The organism is Streptomyces sp. NPDC002787, assembly GCF_053592095.1.
Map to the genome: position 1 here is coordinate 17271 of NZ_JBSFVC010000049.1, position 17601 is coordinate 34871.

The window sequence follows — 17601 nt, forward strand, 5'->3', positions numbered from 1 at the left end:
TTTCAAGGGGCGCGGGGAACTGCGCGAGCAACCACATACCACCCGCACCCGCTGGAACAACCGAACCCCCCAAGCTGAAAGGCGCTCAGGGGGCCGAAGGGGCACAGCCCCTCGTGACCGTGCCCAACCTCAACGAGACGCCAGCTCACGCTGCAGCGCCCCGGCGGCATGCGCGTCCATCCGCTCCGCCGCAAGGATCGCGGACGCCGTGTCCGCCCGTGACGCGGCCACGACGAGGGCCCGCCCCGCGAGGGCATGGGCGCGCCGGTGCAGCTCGCCGACCTCACGGTTTCCGGCGGCGGTCGAAGCGGAGCGAACCGGCGGACGCCCGCCCCGCAAACGGGCGACCTGCGCGGCCACCCGCTCCGCGGCCACGTCGAGGTCGTCGGAAGGGTCCAGCGCGCGGAGCTCGTCGGTCGCCGCCAGCAGCGCCGCCAGATGACCCGCGAGCTGGATGTCCAGCTCTTCCTCACGCGAACGGTGAGGGAAGTCGGAGGAGGTGGTGCCGGCCATCGTGTGGACCGACTTGGTGCGGATCGGCTCGTACATGGGATGGCCTCCAAGCTCTCGGACGACCAGCCTACCTTAGATTTCGTCTAAAGTTGAGTGAGGTCCGAAAGTCTGGTCGCCGTATCCGCGTCAGGCCTGCCCGTACCCGTCCAGGAAGTTCCCGATCCGGGTGATCGCGGACCGCAGGTCACCCACCGTCGGCAGGGTCACGACCCGGAAGTGGTCGGGCTCGGCCCAGTTGAAGCCCGTGCCCTGGACGACCATGATCTTCTCCTGCCGGAGCAGGTCGAGGACCATCCGGCGGTCGTCCTTGATCTTGAAGACGTTCGGGTCGAGGCGCGGGAACAGATACAGCGCCCCCTTCGGCTTCACGCACGAGACGCCCGGGATCTGCGTGAGCAGCTCGTACGCGACGTCCCGCTGCTCCTTCAGGCGCCCGCCCGGCAGCACCAGGTCGTTGATCGTCTGGCGTCCGCTGAGCGCGGCGACCACCCCGTGCTGCCCCGGCATGTTCGCGCACAGCCGCATGTTCGCGAGGATCGTCAGGCCCTCGATGTAGGAGTCGGCGTGCGCGCGCGGCCCGGAGATCGCCACCCAGCCGACCCGGTACCCGGCGACCCGGTACGCCTTCGACATGCCGTTGAACGTGAGGGTCAGCAGGTCGGGGGCGATCGCGGCGGTCGGGGTGTGCGTGGCGCCGTCGTAGAGGATCTTGTCGTAGATCTCGTCCGAGCAGACGAGGAGGTTGTGGCGGCGCGCGATGTCCGTCAGGCCGCGCAGCATCGCCTCGTCGTACACCGCGCCCGTCGGGTTGTTCGGGTTGATGATGACGATGGCCTTGGTGCGGTCGGTGACCTTCCGCTCGACGTCCGCGAGGTCCGGCATCCAGTCGGACTGCTCGTCGCAGCGGTAGTGGACCGCCGTACCGCCGGACAGCGACACCGCGGCCGTCCACAGCGGATAGTCCGGGGACGGTACGAGGACCTCGTCGCCGTCGTCGAGCAGACCCTGCATCGCCATCACGATCAGCTCGGAGACGCCGTTGCCGATGAAGACGTGCTCGACGTCCGTCTCGATGCCGATGGTCTGGTTGTGCATGACGACCGCGCGGCGCGCGGCCAGAAGCCCCTTCGCGTCGCCGTACCCGTGGGCCGACGACACGTTGCGGAGGATGTCCTCCAGGATCTCGGGCGGGCACTCGAAGCCGAACGCCGCCGGATTGCCCGTGTTCAGCTTGAGGATGCGATGCCCTGCCGCCTCTAGCCGCATCGCCTCCTCGAGCACCGGGCCCCGGATCTCGTAACAGACGTTGGCGAGCTTGGTCGACTGGATCACCTGCATGTCCGCGAGCTTACGGCCCGGTAACGGGTTCCGGGCCGTGTTTTCCACCACGTGAGACGGCCGCTATACCCCGAAATGCCCCGCCGCTGTCCTCCCGGCCCCCTCCTCTCTACAATCCGCGAGCAGGTCCAGGCCACCCCCCACCCCATGGCCGTCGACCACATGACACAGGTTGTACGGCTTGTGCGGCCGCACGGCGCACGACACGAAGGCGGCGGAACGACATGAACGGGGTGGGCGGCGTGGACAGGGCGCACGGGCCGGACCGGAGCGATGCCGATCTCCACGATCAGCCGAACGTGTACCACCCCGTCGGTGACCCCCGCTCCACCCCCGCCTACGAGGCCTTCAGGGACCCGGCCGCCGCCCACGGCTGGCAGAACGCCTACGACGACACGGTGCGACTGGACGAGTTCGTTCTGGATCACCCCCGGGAGCCAGGTGACCCGAAGGCGGAGGACCGCCCCGTCGCCCCCGAGGCCCTGGACGCTGCCGGGCGGCGGGCGCGGCCCACGGACGGGCGGCGGGTCACGCTCGGCCGGCGTCGGGCCCGGAGGCGCGGCGCCTTGATCGCGGGCGGTCTCGGCGCGGCGGTGCTCGTGGGGGCGGCGGTGGCGGTGCTGGCCGGGCTCGGCCCCTCGGGCAAGGACGAGGACAAGGAGGACCCCGGCGCCCCGGCGCCCGTCGGGTCGGCTCCGGCCGACGCCCGCTCCGGTGACGCGCAAGAGGTCTCCCCTTCGGCGGGCGGGTCCTCCGACGCGGCGGCCACGGCGCCCCCGGGCGGCTTGTCCGACACCTCCGCGACGCCGTCCCCCGACGCCACCACCCCCGAGCCCTCCGACCCCACGTCCCCCACCCCGGACCCCACGACCCCGTCCGCCTCCCCCTCCGCCACGACCACCTCGCCCCACGGCAACGCCAACGGCAACCAAGGCCGTGGCCAGGGAGCGACGAAGGGCCCCAAGTAGCCCACCCCTTGGCCGGAGATCGCGTTGGCCGAAGATCACGCGGCCGGAACCAACTCCTTGCTCGTCCCCCACATGAGCTTCACAATGCGCATGACAAACTGCGGTGGCCGGAAGATCTTCTGTCACCCATGTAGCAAGAGGGGACCCCCACATGAGAAAGCCTCTCGTTGCCTCGCTGTTCGCCCTGGTGGTCACCGGGGCGGGCGCGGCACCGGCGGTCGCGGCGCCCGTGACGACGACGGACGCACCGGTGAAGCAGGTGGTCGGAAGTGTCGTCGAGACGGCCGACAAGGCCGTGGCCGACCTCGCGGCCCCGGCCCCGGCGGTCCAGGCCGTCAACTTCGCCGGCACCGTCTCGCTCAGCAACTGCTCCGGCTCGGTCGTCCGCATGCCCGCCTCCGAGGACAACGACCCGGCGCTGGTGATGACCAACGGCCACTGTCTGGAGACCGGCTTCCCGACCCCCGGACAGGTCATCGTCGACCGGGCCTCCACCCGCACCTTCGGCCTGCTGAACTCCGCCGGCACCCGCGTCGGCACCCTGCGTGCCAGCAAGATCGCGTACGGCACGATGACCGACACGGACATGGCGGTGTACCAGCTCACCACCACGTACGCGCAGATCAAGAGCGCGTACGGCATCGACGCGCTCGTCTACGACACCACCCGCCCGGCCGCCGGCACCGCCATCAGCGTCGTCTCCGGGTACTGGAAGCGGATCTACAGCTGCGGTGTCGACGGCTTCGCCTACCGCCTCAAGGAGGGTGACTGGACCTGGAAGGACTCCATCCGTTACACCTCCGCCTGCAACACCATCGGCGGCACCTCGGGATCCCCGGTGCTCAACGACGCCACCGGCAAGGTCGTCGGCGTCAACAACACGGGCAACGAGAGCGGCGAGCGCTGCACCGTCAACAACCCCTGCGAGGTCGACGCGAACGGCACCGTGACCGTTCGCCAGGGCATCAACTACGCCCAGCAGACCTGGCACGTCCCGGCCTGCTTCGGCGTGGACAACAAGCTCGACCTCACTCGCAGCGGCTGCGTACTCCCGAAGCCGTAGCGCTCCGCTCGGAGCCGTCGAGACCACCGGGGCCCTCAGGCGGTTCTCCGTCCGCGGGCCGGTGGGGCTTCTCGCGCAGTTCCCCGCGCCCCTGAGGGGCGCGGGTCAGGCGCTCCGCCGGATCGTCCGGCCCGCCAGTACGTCCGTCCGGCGGCCGTCCTCGATGACGAAACGGCCGTCGACGAGGACGTACGGGATGCCGGTGGGCAGGGTGCGAGGTGCCTCGTACGTCGACCCGGCGGCCACGGTCGCCGGGTCGAGGAGGACGAGGTCGGCGCGGTACCCCTCGCGGACGAGTCCCCGGTCCGCGAGGCGGAGCCGCGCGGCGGGGCGTGAGGTGAGGTGGGCGACGCACTCCTCCAGGGAGAGGACGCCCAACTCCCTCACGTACCGGCCGAGATAGTGGGGGAACGTCCCGTACGCGCGCGGATGCGGCTTGTCGCCGCGCAGGATGCCGTCGGAGCCGCCGGTGTGGACGCGGTGGCGCATGATCGTGCGGACGTTCTCCTCGTGGCCCACGTGCTGGAGGATCGTCGAACCGAGCCGGTCCCCGACGAGCAGTCGGCGGGCGGTGACCCACGGCTCCTCGCCGTGCGCCCGCGCCGACCGCGCGATCGTCCGGCCCACGTACGACGACAGGGCCGGGTCGGTGACGCCCGAGATCTCGATGGTGTCCCACTCGATGGGCACGCCGTGGCAGCCGTCGGCGCCCACGACCTCCATGTGGCGGCGGATGCGTTCGGCGGTGTCCTCGTCCTTCAGCCGCGCGAGGATCGCCTCCGGGCCGCCCTCGCTCGCCCAGCTCGGCAGCATCGCCACGAGCGTCGTGCAGCCGGGGGTGTAGGGGTAGGTGTCGAGCGTGATGTCCGCGCCGGTCGCGAGCGCCTCGTCGAGGAGGGCGAGCAGTTCGGGAGCCCGCCCCTTGTTCACACCGAAGTTCATCGTGGCGTGGGCCAGATGGAGCGCGCACCCGGCCTCCCGCGTCAGCGCGACCATCTCCTCGTACGCCTGGAGCGCGCCCGCCCCGTACGACCGGTGGTGCGGGCAGTAGTAGCCGCCGTACGACGCCACCACCCGGCACAGTTCGGTGAGTTCGGCGTCCTTGGCGTACATGCCGGGGGTGTAGGTCAGCCCCGACGACATCCCGACCGCACCCTCCCGCAGTCCGGCCGCCACCAACTCCCGCATACAGTCCAGCTCTTGAGGCGTCGCCTCCCGGTCCTCCCAGCCCATCGCGAGCATCCGGACGGTGCCCTGCGGGACGAGGTACGCGGCGTTCACGGCGATCCCCTCGCCGTCGAAGCCGTGGTCGAGGCGGTCCAGGTACTCGCCGACCGAGCGCCAGGTGAAGTCGATGTCCTCGCCGTAGCCGTTCCAGCCGGTGATCGCTCGGCGGACCTCTTCGAGGGTGCGGTCGTCGACCGGCGCGTACGACAGGCCGTCCTGGCCGATGACCTCCAGGGTCACCCCCTGCGCCGCCTTCGCGGTGTGCTCGGGGTCCCGCAGGAGCGCGAGATCGCTGTGGGCGTGCATGTCGATGAAGCCGGGGGCCAGGACCAGGCCCTCGGCGTCCAGCTCCCGCCGGGCCCTCGGCCGCTGGCACCCCGCCGCGGCGGCCTCCTTGACGATCGACGTGATCCTGCCGTCCGCCACGACCACGTCGGCGCGGTAGGAGGGAGCGCCGGAGCCGTCGACGACCTCGGCGTCACGGAAGACCAGGTCCATCGCGTTTCACCTTCCGGTGGGGGCCGTTGGAGCGTGCCTACGGGGAGGGGCGGCTGAGGAGGCTTCGCGGCCGCGGGTCCGCCGTGGCCGCTCGCGCAGTCCCCTGCGCCCCTTGCGGGCCCGCGGCCCGTCGAGGCGCGCGGCCGGCGCCCGCCCTTCGCCTCAGAAGAAGGTGCGGACGTAGTCCACGACCGTCCCGTCCGCCTCCGCCACCGGGATCAGCTTCCACTTGTCGAACGACGTGCACGGATGCGACAGCCCCAGCCCCACCCAGTCGCCGACCTCCAGCGCGGCCCCGGCCGCCGTGCGCAGCCACGCGTGCTGGTCGGAGAGCCCCGTCACCGTGATCCCGCCGGCGTCGCGGACCGCGCCCGTGGCGGCGTCCCGTACGACCTCGGCGGCGGGCAGGTCGAGGTCGTACGCGGCGTCGCGCTTGCCCGCGTTGGCGAAGGCCTGCTCGGGGGAGGGGCGGGAGACGATCTGGGCCCAGAGCCGGAAGGCGGGCTCCAGGGTGCCCTCCTCGGGGACGCGGTTGAAGGGGGTCACGCGGCGGTAGTGCCCGGCGTCGTGCGAGACGTACGCGCCGGACCGCAGCAACTTCAGTACGGGCACGGACAGTTCGGGCAGCTCGGCGAAGACGTCGGCCACCGCGTCGAACCACGCGCTGCCGCCAGCGCTGACGATCACCTCGTCCAGCCCCGCGAACCGCCCCGCCTTGTCGAAGTCGACGGCCAGGGCGGTGAGCCGGCGCAGCCACGCCCGCACCCGCTCGGGGTCGGCGTCCGGCACCTCGCCCTCGTACCCGGCGACCCCCGCCAGCCGCAGCGTCGCGGCCCCGGCCACCGCGTCCGCGACGGCCGCGCACTCCGCCTCCGTACGGACACCGGTGCGCGCGCCCTCGCCCGCGCCCAGCTCCACGACGACGTCCACCGGGCGCGCGGAACCCCGTAGCGCCGCGTCCATCAGCTCGACCCCGCGCATGGAGTCGACGTAGCAGACGAAGCGGAACGACGGGTCGGCCGCCAGCTCGGCGGCGATCCAGCGCAGGGCGGCGGGGTCGACGACCTCGTTGGCGAGGAAGATCCGCTCGATCTCGAACTCCCGTGCCACGCGCACCTGATGGGGGACGGCGAGGGTGATGCCCCACGCGCCGCGCTCGATCTGGCGCCAGAACAGCTGCGGCGCCATGGACGTCTTGCCGTGCGGGGCGAAGGCGAGGCCGTGGCGGGCGGAGTAGGTCTCCATCAGCGCCAGGTTGTGCTCCAGGCGCTCGGCGGACAGGGCGAGCACGGGAGTGGTGAAACCGCCGGTGAACAGGTTCCGGCCCTGCGCGGCCAGCTCGGCCACCGTCAGTCCGTCGGCGTCCGGCGGGAGGCCCTTGAAGCGGTGGTCGACGCGCTCGGCGGCAAGACGGGCGAGCGCTTCGACACTCACGACACTCATGGAGCCTCCCTGGCGAGGTGCGTTGCACTCTCTGCAACGTTCATTGCGTATGCCGCTTACAGCTGTCTAACATCCCAGCCAGCACCGGGTCAACGGTGCCGCCCCCACGGAACCCAGCCCGCAGAGCCGACGAGGAGCCCCCACCATCGTGACCGCCGACGGACTCCGTTGCCCCGCCGCCCCCGACGTCGTGGACGTCGTCGCGCTCGGCGAGTCCATGGTCACGTTCCTGCCCACGCGCCCAGGCCGCCTCGCCGACGTCCCCTCCTTCGACCGCGCCATCGGCGGCGCCGAGTCCAACGTGGCCTGCGTACTGGCCGCCGCCGGCCACGCGGTGCGCTGGGTCAGCCGGGTCGGGGCCGACGGCTTCGGCGATCACCTGATCGAGGAGATCGGCTCCTACGGCGTCGACGTGACGTCCGTACGGCGCGATCCGGAACGTCCCACGGGCGTGTACTTCCGGACGGCGGGGGACCGGGCCACCGACGCCCACGAGGTGGCGTACTACCGCGCGGGCTCGGCCGCCTCCGCGATGACGGCCGGGAACGTGGACCTGGACGCGGTGCGCGCGGGCCGGGTGCTGCACCTCTCCGGAATCACCGCCGCGCTCTCCCCCGAGTGCCGCGCCCTGATGCGCGCCCTGACCGACCCCGGCCGCGCCGACGCCCCCCTCGTCTCCTTCGACGTCAACCACCGACCGGCCCTGTGGCGGACCGACGACGGCCCGCGGACCCTGCTGGACCTTGCACGGAGCGCCGACATCGTGTTCGTGGGCGAGGACGAGGCGGCCGAGGCCTGGGGTGTCACAGGCGGCCCGACGGCGATCCGGACGCTGTTGCCGGAGCCGGGAACCCTGGTGGTGAAACAGGGAGCGCACGGAGCCACCCTGTTCGAACGCACGCCCCCACCGGTGGATCAGCCGAGTACGGACGGAAGGGAGCATGCCGGGGGGTGGGCGGCCGCAGCGGCCGGCGTCCACCACCGGTCACATCCCGACGCGAAGGCGCCCGCCGGACCGAGGACGGAGCCTCCCCGGCACGCCCCCGATCCCACCCCCATCGCGCCCGCCCCCACGACGGCGCGCACCCGGCCGCCCACGGACACGACCACCTTCGTGCCCGCCCCCACGGTCCGTGTCACGGCAGCGGTCGGCGCCGGCGACGCCTTCGCCGCCGGCTTCCTCTCCGCCACCCTCCGCGCCCTCCCCGCCCGCGACCGCCTCCGCCACGGCCACCTCATGGCAGCCGCCGCCCTCACCGTTCCCGGCGACCTCGCCGTCCCACCGCTCCGCGACCACGCCGACCGCCTGGCGGCCCTGGACGACGACACGTGGGGGAGACTTCGACTCGGCCCCGGCTGGACGCAAGCCGATCAGGCCCCCGAGGAGGTACGCACCCCATGAGCCAGACCGTCGACCGCGCGCTGAGCATCCTGCCGCTGCTCGCCGAGGGCCCCGCCGACCTCGGCCAGGTCGCCGACCGCCTGGGCGTCCACAAGTCCACGGCCCTGCGCCTCCTGCGCACCCTCCACGAACACGGACTCGTCTACCGCCAGTCCGACCAGCGCTACCGCCTCGGCGCCCGCCTCTTCGCCCTCGCCCAGGAGGCCGTGGAGAACCTGGACATCCGTGAGATCGCCCACCCCCACCTCGTACGCCTCAACGAACAGTGCGGCCACACCGTCCACCTCGCCGTCTACGAGGAGAACGAGGTCCTCTACATCGACAAGGTGGAGAGCCGCTACCCGGTCCGCATGTACTCCCGGATCGGCAAGCCGGTCGCCATCACGGTCGCCGCCGTCGCCAAGCTCTGCCTCGCCGACCTCCCCGAAGCCGAGCGCCGCGCCGTCGCGGAGAAGCTCGACTACCCCCTGTACACGCCCCGTTCGACCCCCAACGCCCCCGCCTTCCTCAAGGAGCTGGCGCGGGTCCGCGAACAGGGCTGGGCCACCGACCTCGGCGGCCACGAGGAGTCCATCAACTGCGTCGCCGCGCCCATCCGCGGCGCCGACGGCCGGGTCGTCGCCGCGATGTCGGTCTCCGCGCCCAACGTCGTCGTCACCGCCGACGAACTCCTCACCCTGCTCCCGCTGGTCCGCCGCACCGCGGACGCGATCAGCGGCGAGTACTCCGGAAGAACCCCCACGTCAGACCCCGTATGACGGACAAGGACCCCCTATGACCGACAAGATCGCCCTCACCCCGAAGACCCACACCGCCCCGCCCGCGAAGTTCTCGCACGGTGTGAAGAAGGGCAACATCCTCCAGGTCGCGGGCCAGGTCGGCTTCCTCCCCGCCGTCGAGGGCCAGCCCCCGACCCCCGCAGGCCCCACCCTCCGCGAACAGACCCTCCAGACCCTCGCCAACGTCAAGGCGATCCTGGAGGAGGGCGGCGCCACCTGGGACGACGTGATGATGATCCGCGTCTACCTCACCGACGTGGACCACTTCGCCGAGATGAACGCGATCTACAACGAGTACTTCGAGACCCACCTCACCGCGGCCCCGGCCGCCCGCACGACGGTCTACGTCGGCCTCCCGGCGGGCCTCCTGATCGAGATCGACGCACTGGCGGTCCTGGACGCCTGAGTCCCGCCCCCGCGCTCGAAGGGCCGCAGGCCCTGTAGGGGCGCGGGGAACTGCGCGAGCAACCCCACACAACCCGCGCCCGGGCAGCCATCAGCACCACCCCCCCACAACCCCCGCACCCCGCACGGCGCTCCCCCCTGCCCGAAAACCCCAGCCATGCCCCCACCCAGAGGCCCCCCACCCAGAGGACCCCCATGCCCGAAACACCCCCACACACCGGCGGCCTGCTCCTCCTCATCGACGGCACCGCCGGCCTCCTCACCGTCGCCGCCCTCGGCATAGCCCTCCTCCTCTTCCTCATCATCAGAACCAGACTCCAACCCTTCGTCGCCCTCCTCGCCGTCTCCATAGCCGTCGGCCTCGCCGCGGGCCTCTCGGTCACCGAACTCTTCGGCACGGTCCAGCGAAGCGACGCCGTCTCGACCATCGAGTCCGGCATGGGCGGCATCCTCGGCCACGTCGCGATCATCATCGGCCTGGGCACGATGCTCGGCGCGATCCTCGAAGTCAGCGGCGGCGCCGAGGTGTTGGCCTCCCGCCTCCTGAACCTCTTCGGCGAGAAGCGAGCCCCGCTCGCGATGGGCCTGACGGGCCTGATCTTCGGCATCCCGGTCTTCTTCGACGTCGGCATCTTCGTGCTCGCCCCGATCGTCTACGCCGCCGCCAAACGCTCCGGCAAGTCGATCCTCCTCTACTGCCTCCCGCTCCTCGCCGGCCTGTCGATGACCCACGCCTTCCTGCCCCCGCACCCGGGCCCGGTGGCGGCCGCCGCGCTCCTGCACGTGGACCTCGGCTGGGTGATCCTCATGGGCGTCGTCTGCGGCATCCCGGCCGTACTGGCCGCCTGGGCGTTCTCCGCCTGGATCGGCCGCCGTATCTTCGTCCCCGTACCGCAGGACATGGTCGAGGCGGCCGAGGAGTCCCGTCAGGCCGTCATCGACGAACAGCGGGCGGCGGGCGTGGCCCCGCAGGAGAGCCCGGTCCCGCTCACCACGGTCTTCCTGATCATCGGTACGCCCCTCATCCTCATCCTCGCCGCGACCTTCTCCTCGATCGCCCTGGACCCCTCCACGCTCCGCTCGGTGATCGAGTTCTTCGGCAACCCCTTCGTCGCCCTGACCATCGCCCTGCTGCTCGCGTACTACCTGCTCGGCATCCGCCGCGGCTGGTCCCGCAAGTCGCTGGAGACGGTCTCCACCTCCTCCCTCAAGCCGGTCGGCAACATCCTGCTGGTGGTCGGCGCGGGCGGTGTCTTCGGCGCCGTACTGAAGGCGAGCGGAGTGGCCCAGGCCCTCTCGGACACGTTCAACGACGTGGGCCTGCCGGTGGTCGTCCTCTCCTACCTGCTCTCGGTCGTCCTCCGGGTCGCCCAGGGCTCGGCGACGGTCGCGATCGTCACCACGGCCGGCATCGTGGCCCCGCTCCTCGCCGAGGGCGACCACTCCCAGGCCTTCGTCGCCCTCGTCATCATGGCCATCTCCGCGGGCTCGATCTTCGCCTCGCACGTCAACGACGGCGGCTTCTGGATCGTCGCCAAGTACTTCGGCATCAGCGAACGCGACACCCTCAAGACATGGACCGTCCTGGAGACGGTGCTGTCGGTGGCGGGCTTCGCGGTAGCGGCGGTATTGAGCGTGTTCGTCTGACCGTTGTGAAACCCAGATACGGACATATGCCTGGCCCGACTGTCCCCGGCACAGGGTCGTCGACCATACTGCCCGCTGTGGAGCAGCGCATCGGTTCGAACAACCAGCCCCTGGCCGCCGCCGCCGCGGTCGACCCGTCGCACATCCCCGGACTCACGGCCCCGGTGTCCGTGAAGAAGGAGAAGCAGGAGGAGCCGGAGGACATCAAGCCGACGGAGTCCGTCGAACCGGCGGAGACCGAGGAGCCGGACGAGGCTGCCCCGGACCAGGACGAGCCGACCGCGGCCGAGAAGGCGTCGAAGACGTCCGTCGAGAAGACCTCGGCCGACGCGGACACCGGGGCCGGGGCCGAAGACGAGGCGAAGCCCGGGGCCGACGGCGAGACAGACGCGGACTCCGACGGCGAGGACGCGGAGGGGACGACCGCGGACGGCCCCGTCTTCGAGGCCTCCGACCGCCGCGCGAAGATCGTCGCCGACAGCCGTGGCGTACAACTGCGCCTGGACGACCAGGAGTGCGAGTTCCGCTGGGACGAGATCGGCGCGATCGAGACGGAGTCCCCCCGCTTCGGCAAGCGTTTCACCATCACGGTCCACACCCCCGACCGCCGCTGGTACTTCCTCGAGATCGAGGCCAAGGCCAAGTCCGAGCACGCCGAGTGGGAGAAGCAGATCGACGAGGTCCTGGACGCCTACTTCGACGACGGCTCCGACGACCGTTCCGACGACGGCGCCGACGACAAAGAGGCCGAGGACAGCGCCCCCTAAGGGGCGCGGGGAACTGCGCGACCAGCCACATCGGACGCGCAGTTCCCCACTCACAGAAGCCCTTGAGCACTCACCGGCTCAAGCGGCGCAGCCTCACGCGCAGTACTGCGCTTCCTTGCCGATGGACCGGTACATGCAGTCCGAGTTCTCCAGCAACTGCAACACCGCGTCCCGGTTCCGCGCGGTCTCCCGGGCGATGACCTCGTCGGGCGGGTAGAACCCGCCACCCCCGGCCGACGACGGATACATCTCGAACGTGTACCCGAAGATCTTCTGGCTGCCCCACAGCCAGTCGTCGATCGACCCGTCCGTGATGTAGAGATCGCTGGACTGCTCGGGCGTGTACCCGTTGCTCGCGGCCATCTTCCCGCCGACCGTCGCGAACGCGTTGCGGTCGTCCGCCGTCATCCCGGTCGTCGTGTCGGCGGTCGTGTACCCGAACGGCCACAGCACCAGCTCGCTGTACGTGTGGAAGTCGATGCCGGTCTTGATCTGCTGGACCCCGCCGACGACCCGGCTGCGCACGAAGTTGGCGACGACCTTCACCTCGGGCGCCGACTCGGCGGCCGTACCCCGGTACGTCTCGGAGGACGGTGAGCCCGACGAACCGCCGCAGCAGCCCCAGCGGTAGTTCCAGTTGCGGTTCATGTCCGTGCCGACGGCCGACGAACCGCTGTTGGGCTGGCGGTTCTTGCGCCACGAGCGGTACGAGCCGGTGGCGACGTCGTACTCGCCGCCGTCCGGGTTGAGGTCCGGGATGATCCAGATCTCGCGGTTGTTCACCATGTTGGTGACCCGGGAGTCGGTCCCGTAGTCGGAGGTCAGCTCGTTGAGCAGGTAGAGCGCCATCTCGACGGTGAGGTGCTCGCGGGCGTGCTGGTGGTGGGTGAACAGCACCTCGGGCTCGGCCTCGTCCGTGCCGACGTTGTCGCTGATCTTGATGGCGACGATGTTCCGGCCCTGGTACGAGGTGCCGATGACGCGCTGGCTGACGATCGAACTGTTCGCCGAGACGACGGAGTTGATCTCGTTCGTCATCTCCGCGTAGTTGTGGTAGCGGGAGTCGGCGGACGGGAAGTCGAAGAGCCGTACGTCGTCCTCGCCGTTCGACCGGTCCGGCACCGCGCCGAGCGGTGTGACCTCGTAGCCCTGCTGCTTCAGCTTCTTGATCTGATCGGCGCGGCCGGAGATGAACACCGTGTGGTCGTCGGCGTCGTCGACGGTCACGCCGGCCCGCTGCAGCGCCGTGCGGGACTTGCTGTCCGAGTGCATGTGGACCTCGTACTGGCGGATGTCGTCCGCCGAGGCCTTGGGCCGCTCGCCGCTGGTCGCCGTGGCGTCCGTCGTGGTCGCGGCGACCGGGGCGGCGAGGGCGAGCGCCAGCAGGGTGGCGAGGGCGGCGGTGCGGCGGCCTGATCTCCTGCCGGTGCCGCCGGGCGTCGCCGCCCTGCCGCGTATGCGGAGTCGCATGAAGTCTCCTATTTTCTCCAGGGATTCCGGGGTCTCCGGAAGGTGGGGAGTGGAGCGGGGGGTGGATCCTTGCGACGTGCCTCGGGCCTGGCCGATGACCGTGGGGTGCTCGGCAGGCCCTGGTGCGGGTGTGGCGCTCATGGTGCGGCTCTGGCATGACCAGGTCAAGAGTGACTGTGGCGGACGCGGACTGCGCATGGCCGGAACGGGCGGGAACCGGCCGGAGGTTCACGGCATGCGTAAGCCGTACACGACCGCGTACACGCCCATCAGTCGCGTACACCCGCAATTGCGGACGTAACTGGGCGGGAAACAGGTATATGCACGACCGGAAACAGGTATTCCTCCCCGTGTGCCGCCTTCGCGCGGCGGCAACGCTGGAGTCATGCTGCAACTCTCCGGGGGACTCCTTCCGGATTCCGGCCCCCATTTCGCCTCGTACCCCCAACCACCCATGGGCGCGGGCCACTTGAGCGTCGAGTACGAGCCCCGTCCCACCGCCGCCGCGGAGGCCCGCGCGCAGGTGCGCAGGCAGTTGGAGGGATGGGGACTTCTCGACCAGACCGAGACGGCCGAGCTGCTGGTGAGCGAACTGGTCACCAACGCGCTGGTGCACGCGGAGAGCCGCTTGAAGCTGACTTTGTCGGCTTCGCACGGCGTACTGCGCTGCGAGGTCTCGGACACGGACGGCCGCCCGCCCCGGGTGCGCCGGACCACGGGGATATCGGAGAGCGGCAGAGGGATGTTCCTGGTGGACGCGCTCGCCGGGCGCTGGGGCTGCCACCAGGACGGGCCGGGCAAGACCGTGTGGTTCGAACTCGGCACGTGCGGGTCCGACGGCTGTGGTCGGCGACAGCAGTAGCGCTCCGCTGGGTTCGGCGGCTTCGAACTGCTCCGGCGGCACCGCCGCCGCGACCCGCCCCGCCCAGGGCCCCGACGGCAGAACCAGCCGCCGGGGCCACCCCGTCCCTGACCACCAGGCCCGCCCCGCTCCGACCGCACGCCGGGCCCGCCCGGTTCCCGACTGCCACGTCGGGCCCGTCCTCATCCCAGCCGTCGGGGCCGCCTTGTCCCTGACCGCAGGGCCGCTCCGCCCCCAGCCGTCGGGGCCGGCCTGTCTGACTGCCAGGCCCGCGGCCCCGTCCCAGCCCGCCGGGCCCGCCCGTTCACCACCGCCACGCCAGGCGCGCCTGGTCCCCGAGCGCCGGGCCCGCCCGGTTCCCGACCACCCCGCCGGGCCCGCCCCGTCTCCGACCGCCCGCCCCGCCGCCGACCGCCAAGGGCGCCACCGGGTCGGCCGCCCCCCCCGGAACCATCAAGATCACCGCCGGTTTCCTTCACCGCACGCCCTCTTGTGTCCGGCCCCGCTTTGCGCTTTCTTGATCGGCATGGCTGACACCACGGACAACACAGCTGCCGGGGAAGCGACTTCGGCCCCTCGTAAGTCCAGTTGGAAGTACATCGGCCCCGGCATCGTCGTCGCCGCGACCGGCGTCGGCGCCGGCGACCTCGTCGCGACCCTGATCGCGGGCAGCAACTTCGGCTACACCCTGCTGTGGGCGGCCGTCATCGGCTGTCTCGTCAAGATCTCCCTCGCCGAGGCGGCGGGCCGCTGGCACCTCTCCACCGGCCGCACCCTCTTCGACGGCTGGGCCAGCCTCGGCCGCTGGACGACGTGGTTCTTCGTCGTGTACGTCGTGATCTGGGGCTTCGTGTACGGCGCGGCGGCGATGTCCTCCAGCGCCCTGCCCCTGCAGGCGCTGTTCCCCGACGTCATGGACCTCAAGTGGTGGGCCGTCCTGTGTGGCCTGAGCGGCCTGGTCTTCGTCTGGTTCAACAAGTACGAGGTCTTCGAGAAGGTCATGACGGTCCTCGTGGGCGTCATGTTCGTGGTGACGGTCTACCTGGCGATCCGCGTCACCCCCAACCTCGCCGACGCCTTCGCCGGCCTCCTCCCCGTCCTCCCCGACGAGAAGGACTCGATCCTCAACACCCTCGGCCTGATCGGCGGCGTCGGCGGCACGATCACGCTGGCCGCGTACGGCTACTGGGTCAACGCCAAGGGCTGGACGAACACCGGCTGGATGAAGATCATGCGCCTGGACAACCGGGTCGCGTACATCACCACCGGCATCTTCGTGATCGCCATGCTCTTCGTCGGCGCCGAGCTGCTGCACTCCGCCAACATCGCCATCGCCAGCGGCGACAAGGGCCTGATCCAGCTCGGCGACATCCTGGCCGACGAGTACGGCACGGCCACCGCCAAGTTCTTCCTGATCGGCTTCTTCGCCACCTCGTACACCTCCCTCATCGGCGTCTGGCACGGCGTGAGCCTGATGTTCGCGGACTTCGTGGAGCGCTTCCGCAGGAAGGGGGAGGCGACGGGCGAGACGGCCGCGTCCGGCCGCGAGGTCGCCTCCGGCCGGCACGAGCGGTCCTGGCCGTTCCGCGCGTACCTGCTCTGGCTGACCTTCCCGCCCATCGTCCTGCTCTTCCAGGGCCAGCCGTTCCGCCTGATCATCATCTACGGCGTCCTCGGCGCGGCCTTCCTCCCCTTCCTCGCCGCCACCCTCCTCTGGCTCCTCAACTCCTCCCGCACACCCCGCGAATGGCGCAACGGATGGGTCAGCAACGGAATGCTGGCGATCGCGGGCCTGCTCTTCCTGGTCCTGGCCGTGAAGCAGATCTGGGACCAGCCGTGGGGGGACTTCTTCTGACCAGGGCGGGGCGGAGCAGCAGTTGCTAGTCGAGCGTCCTCCACCGCTCGCTGGTGGCGATCTCCTTCAGCTGAGCCATGGTGAGCGCGGGGGTCTCGCGGGTCGCGGCCGTGTGCTGGGCGCCGGAGTTGAAGGCGCTGATCACGACACGCAGCCCGTCCGTGCGGAGCGTGTCCACGGTCCACATGACGACCCCCTCGCCGCCCTTCTCCCCGGGACCCTGCTGCGAGGCGACCTTCGTACCGTCCGGCAGGGTCTCGGCGTCGGCGCCGAACAGCGAGCCCGCGAGGTCCCCCATCCCCGGCTGCACATTGATCTGCACCAGGCTCCGCCCCTTGCCGTCGTCGAGGACGACATACGCGAAGTCCGACACCTGGCTGTCCTGGGTGACGACGTCGAGGCCCTCGGGAAGGAGACTGATGAGCGTCTTCCGAATGGCCTCGCCCTCGACGACCGGGGCATCGACTGACCCGCCCCCGGGGGCAACCGTCGACGACTCCTCCTTCTCTCCCTGGTCCTCCTGCGGGCTGCCGTTCTCCGGCTTCTCCGTGATGGCGTCGACGACCGCCTGCCAGCCCGGATCCCTGACGATCGTCTTCAGGAGGGCTATGGGCAGCGGCGGTTCGGCACGGGTGACCGGCGCGTCCTTCTGCGCCTCGGCGTTCCACTCCATGACGCTGACCTCGTACCCCGCCGGATCGACCAGCTGCGCGTACCAGTGCTTGGTGTCCACCCGGCGGTCCGGGTACTCGTAGCCCTGGAAGACCATCAGCCGCGCCCCGCCCGGCAGCGTGCTCTCCTCGCAGGAGTCGTACGCGACGAACGTCTTGTCCGGGCAGTCGGTCAGCTGCCGGGCCTGCTCGCTGTCGGCCTCGATCCGCCCGAGCCCGAGCTGTACGGCCCCCCCGCCCTTGCCGTCGTCGTACACGACCTGGGCGTACGGCCCTCCGTCCGCGCTCGTGCCACGAGCGGACTCCCCGCTGATCTTCCCGTCCGGCAGCATCTCCTTGAGCATGCGGACGAGTTCCGTGCCGGGCACCGCGCCGTCGTCGTCCCTGACGCCGGGCTCGGTGGACCGCTCCGCCGCCACGGAATGCTTGCCGCCTCCGTCGGCGCCCCCGGGCAGCAGCATCGCCCCGCCCACCCCGACGAGCGCGATCCCGGCGACCCCGCCCAGCATCGCCGCCCGTCGGCGGAACAGCAGCCGACGGCCGCGTACGGCTCCGCCGCCGACCAGCGCGTGGTGATCGGTCTCGAAGGCGCCGCCGACCCGGCGCAGGGCGTCGCCGAGCCTGCCCTCGAAGGGGTCTTCCTGCTGTTCCTGGGGCATGACGAACCGCCGTTTCTGCGAGTGGGTGTGCTGG

At 71.0% G+C, this 17601-nt stretch carries 15 protein-coding genes; 9 read left to right on the forward strand and 6 right to left on the reverse strand.

Annotated features, from left to right (window positions below; all coding sequences use genetic code 11):
- Positions 1-129: 129 nt before the first annotated feature.
- Both ACWD26_RS40520 and ACWD26_RS40525 read right to left on the reverse strand, forming a co-directional pair.
- Positions 130-549 (reverse strand): SCO4983 family protein, encoded by a 420-nt coding sequence (locus ACWD26_RS40520; RefSeq protein ID WP_451278174.1) that lies wholly within the window; start codon positions 547-549, stop codon positions 130-132.
- Positions 550-639: 90 nt separating this feature from the next.
- The gene (locus ACWD26_RS40525) at positions 640-1851 is read right to left on the reverse strand and encodes a pyridoxal phosphate-dependent aminotransferase (protein WP_451278176.1); all 1212 of its coding nucleotides are present in this window, start codon (positions 1849-1851) and stop codon (positions 640-642) included.
- Between the two features lie 224 nt (positions 1852-2075).
- Here ACWD26_RS40525 and ACWD26_RS40530 point away from each other — a divergent pair, with 224 nt between their 5' ends.
- The gene (locus ACWD26_RS40530) at positions 2076-2819 is read left to right on the forward strand and encodes a hypothetical protein (protein ID WP_451278178.1); all 744 of its coding nucleotides are present in this window, start codon (positions 2076-2078) and stop codon (positions 2817-2819) included.
- Positions 2820-2970: 151 nt separating this feature from the next.
- On the forward strand, positions 2971-3882 hold the full coding sequence (locus tag ACWD26_RS40535) for a trypsin-like serine peptidase (protein ID WP_451278180.1): 912 nt from the start codon (positions 2971-2973) through the stop codon (positions 3880-3882).
- A gap of 105 nt (positions 3883-3987) precedes the next feature.
- On the opposite strand, the gene ACWD26_RS40540 is transcribed toward ACWD26_RS40535, so the two are convergent.
- Positions 3988-5607 (reverse strand): N-acyl-D-amino-acid deacylase family protein, encoded by a 1620-nt coding sequence (locus tag ACWD26_RS40540; RefSeq protein WP_451278182.1) that lies wholly within the window; start codon positions 5605-5607, stop codon positions 3988-3990.
- A gap of 162 nt (positions 5608-5769) precedes the next feature.
- Complete coding sequence (locus tag ACWD26_RS40545; RefSeq protein ID WP_451278184.1) at positions 5770-7050, reverse strand: alanine racemase; 1281 nt, start codon at positions 7048-7050, stop codon at positions 5770-5772.
- A 148-nt stretch (positions 7051-7198) separates the two neighbouring features.
- On the opposite strand from ACWD26_RS40545, the gene ACWD26_RS40550 reads away from it, so the two are divergent.
- The 5 genes from ACWD26_RS40550 to ACWD26_RS40570 all read left to right on the forward strand — a co-directional run bounded on the left by ACWD26_RS40550 (position 7199) and on the right by ACWD26_RS40570 (position 12050).
- A complete protein-coding gene (locus ACWD26_RS40550; protein WP_451278186.1) occupies positions 7199-8452 on the forward strand; it encodes a sugar kinase in 1254 nt (417 codons plus the stop codon).
- Positions 8449-9210, forward strand: coding sequence for an IclR family transcriptional regulator (locus ACWD26_RS40555; protein ID WP_451278188.1), 762 nt, complete (start codon positions 8449-8451; stop codon positions 9208-9210). Before ACWD26_RS40550 ends, ACWD26_RS40555 begins: the two co-directional genes overlap by 4 nt.
- Before the next feature lie 16 nt (positions 9211-9226).
- Entirely contained in the window at positions 9227-9637 is a 411-nt protein-coding gene (locus ACWD26_RS40560; RefSeq protein WP_451278190.1) for a RidA family protein, read from the forward strand.
- A gap of 194 nt (positions 9638-9831) precedes the next feature.
- Complete coding sequence (locus ACWD26_RS40565; protein ID WP_451278192.1) at positions 9832-11283, forward strand: GntP family permease; 1452 nt, start codon at positions 9832-9834, stop codon at positions 11281-11283.
- Between the two features lie 77 nt (positions 11284-11360).
- Positions 11361-12050 (forward strand): hypothetical protein, encoded by a 690-nt coding sequence (locus ACWD26_RS40570; RefSeq protein WP_451278194.1) that lies wholly within the window; start codon positions 11361-11363, stop codon positions 12048-12050.
- A gap of 93 nt (positions 12051-12143) precedes the next feature.
- Here ACWD26_RS40570 and ACWD26_RS40575 read toward each other — a convergent pair whose 3' ends face one another.
- Complete coding sequence (locus tag ACWD26_RS40575; protein ID WP_451278196.1) at positions 12144-13520, reverse strand: M14 family metallopeptidase; 1377 nt, start codon at positions 13518-13520, stop codon at positions 12144-12146.
- A gap of 454 nt (positions 13521-13974) precedes the next feature.
- Here ACWD26_RS40575 and ACWD26_RS40580 point away from each other — a divergent pair, with 454 nt between their 5' ends.
- Complete coding sequence (locus ACWD26_RS40580; protein ID WP_451278219.1) at positions 13975-14382, forward strand: ATP-binding protein; 408 nt, start codon at positions 13975-13977, stop codon at positions 14380-14382.
- A gap of 526 nt (positions 14383-14908) precedes the next feature.
- Positions 14909-16237 carry an Nramp family divalent metal transporter gene (locus ACWD26_RS40585; RefSeq protein ID WP_451278198.1) on the forward strand — a complete coding sequence of 443 codons (1329 nt, stop codon included), beginning with the start codon at positions 14909-14911 and terminating at the stop codon, positions 16235-16237.
- Between the two features lie 25 nt (positions 16238-16262).
- On the opposite strand, the gene ACWD26_RS40590 is transcribed toward ACWD26_RS40585, so the two are convergent.
- Positions 16263-17567 carry a hypothetical protein gene (locus ACWD26_RS40590; RefSeq protein WP_451278200.1) on the reverse strand — a complete coding sequence of 435 codons (1305 nt, stop codon included), beginning with the start codon at positions 17565-17567 and terminating at the stop codon, positions 16263-16265.
- Positions 17568-17601: the final 34 nt, after the last annotated feature.